The organism is Sphingomonas antarctica (assembly GCF_965137005.1).
In the GTDB taxonomy this organism is placed as follows: Bacteria; Pseudomonadota; Alphaproteobacteria; order Sphingomonadales; family Sphingomonadaceae; genus Sphingomonas_O; species Sphingomonas_O antarctica.
Map to the genome: position 1 here is coordinate 1 of NZ_CBCRXM010000034.1, position 1,978 is coordinate 1,978.

3 protein-coding genes are annotated in these 1,978 nt (G+C 58.3%); 2 read left to right on the top strand and 1 reads right to left on the bottom strand.

The window, feature by feature from the left end; all coding sequences use genetic code 11:
• Positions 1-183: 183 nt before the first annotated feature.
• On the bottom strand, positions 184-411 hold the full coding sequence (locus ACM9ME_RS15300) for a hypothetical protein (protein ID WP_415644321.1): 228 nt from the start codon (positions 409-411) through the stop codon (positions 184-186).
• Positions 412-449: 38 nt separating this feature from the next.
• On the opposite strand from ACM9ME_RS15300, the gene ACM9ME_RS15305 reads away from it, so the two are divergent.
• Both ACM9ME_RS15305 and ACM9ME_RS15310 read left to right on the top strand, forming a co-directional pair.
• Positions 450-1,343, top strand: coding sequence for an AraC family transcriptional regulator (locus ACM9ME_RS15305; protein WP_415644322.1), 894 nt, complete (start codon positions 450-452; stop codon positions 1,341-1,343).
• A 260-nt stretch (positions 1,344-1,603) separates the two neighbouring features.
• Positions 1,604-1,867: a hypothetical protein gene (locus ACM9ME_RS15310; RefSeq protein WP_415644323.1), complete on the top strand. Its 264-nt coding sequence runs from the start codon at positions 1,604-1,606 to the stop codon at positions 1,865-1,867.
• The last annotated feature ends 111 nt before the right edge of the window (positions 1,868-1,978 follow it).

Below are 1,978 nucleotides of genomic sequence, written 5' to 3' on the forward strand. Positions count from 1 at the left end.
TGTCGCAAATGAGCGATGATCCCATCGTCACGTTGTCATCCATGGCAGCATGATCAACCCGGCCAAGCCGGAGATCCAAGCGGCGAGACCGCGAACCTACACCACGCTGTGGGACACGATCGTACTTGGGGTGGTAAACGCTCCAATGACCAACTCCTCCTGTGGCCACTGCGCTGCCGAGTTTTAGTGCCAACCTTTTTTCGGTCCGCCGGCCTTGAAAAGCGGCCAGTCCGCTAACAACCCAAGGCAGACGTTGCGGCCTAACTGGGGCGCATCCAAAAGCCGACAGGCAGCAACCGCCCAATTGCGGATGCTGGCAATGTCCGGGGAACCGCCGATAGCAGTCATGGCAAGCCAAGCGCCGGATTTGACACCCTCGTTGAGTAAAGGCAGGCAGATCAAGCGCTTCATACCGGCCTCCGGGATCAGACCAGCGTAAGTGGGGCCGCATGGATGGTAAACTTGAGAGCAATCGCCCGTCATCGTCGATCGACGGGGGCGCGGCTGTGCGTATCTATCGGCCGCAGCCGCGATTGCAAAGTTACATAACGTTCTTCTACGTTGTTGAGGCTTCAGCGGGGCTGACCGACTTCCTGTATCCTGAATGGGGCAACATACGTTTCGCAGTTGCTGGCGAATGGCATGTAGATATCCCGGGCTTCGAGAATTCGGCCTCACAAACTGCCGCATTGTTTGGACCGACCGACCGGCACGGTAAGATCGTCACGAGCGGTGGAAAGACCATCGGGTTCGGACTGACTCCGCTCGGCTGGCACCGATTAATATCGGGCAACGCGAGCCAGATGGCAAACCGCGTAGAGCCGCTCGGGAACCGACTGGGCATTGAGGGCGAAACACTCCGCGCGCAGCTGATGCTCGATGAAACAGATGAAGTCAGTCTCGTGCGCCTTGAGCAAGTGATCCTCCACCTGCTAGACCGCAAACCGCCGATCAGTTGCACTGTACTCGCGGCGGATCGCGCACTTCGTATGCGTCCCACAGAAGTCGGCGAATTCGCACGAGCCGCAAATGTCTCAGCGCGGACGCTTAACCGCCTGTGCCTCAATACATTCGGTTTTGCACCGAAACGCCTCATGCGGCTGCAGCGCTTTCTGGACACCTTAGGGCGAGTCAGAACAGCCGTCGGCGAAGCGCTCGGAGATGCCATAGACAGCGCATATTACGACCAGTCTCACTTCTACCGGGATTTTCGCGATTTCATGGCAATGACCCCAAGAGCGTACTTCCGCGCGCCCCGGCAACTCATGGCCGCCGCCGCCGACGCCCAAATTCGTGCAGGCGTGACGCTGTCCTTCCGCCTGCCGCCACAGACCATCGCGTGAAAATTTGAAACGAACGCCGCGACTTAGTCTGAGACGCTGGCGACTGTCCCTGTTTGGCACGACGCGGAGGAAAACAGCCGAATAATTGGCGTGTTCTTACAATAAGTTGGACCACTGCGGCCTTAGCGACCTCGACCAAGGCGCACCCCAGATCGAGTGCACCTTCACCAGCTTACGACCAATGTCCGCGATCGCGGCGAACTACCATTGGCGTTTTCGCTGGGTTGAAATTGGTTCGATCATGTGGAGGCGAGACATTGTTGAATGTAAAATCGTTGAGCGTAAGTGCTGCATTCGTGATTGCCGTTCTCGGTGCGGCTGTTCCGGTATGTGCCGCGCAAATCATTCTCACGCCATCATCCGTCGTTGGCGATACGGGGTCCTACACGTTCGGGAGCGCTGGGACGACCCACCCGGGCGGTCAACCAGCCGGACGCATCTTCGATCAACAGACCGGCCCGATCGCGACGGAAGCCTATACGGTGGGATATTGGGTCAACGGCGACAACGGCCCCGTGACGTGACCCCCGTTTCTTCATCCAGTTGGAACTAGAGACCGGCCCCTCGAAGGGACGGACAGATGAAGCGGAAGCATTTCACGGAAGAGCAGATCATTGGCATCCTGAAGGAGGCCG

Coding starts and splice junctions, on each gene's coding strand:
- ACM9ME_RS15305 (WP_415644322.1), top strand. CDS start 450: ATGGATGGTAAACTTGAGAGCAATCGCCCGTCATCGTCGATCGACGGG.
- ACM9ME_RS15300 (WP_415644321.1), bottom strand. CDS start 411: ATGAAGCGCTTGATCTGCCTGCCTTTACTCAACGAGGGTGTCAAATCC.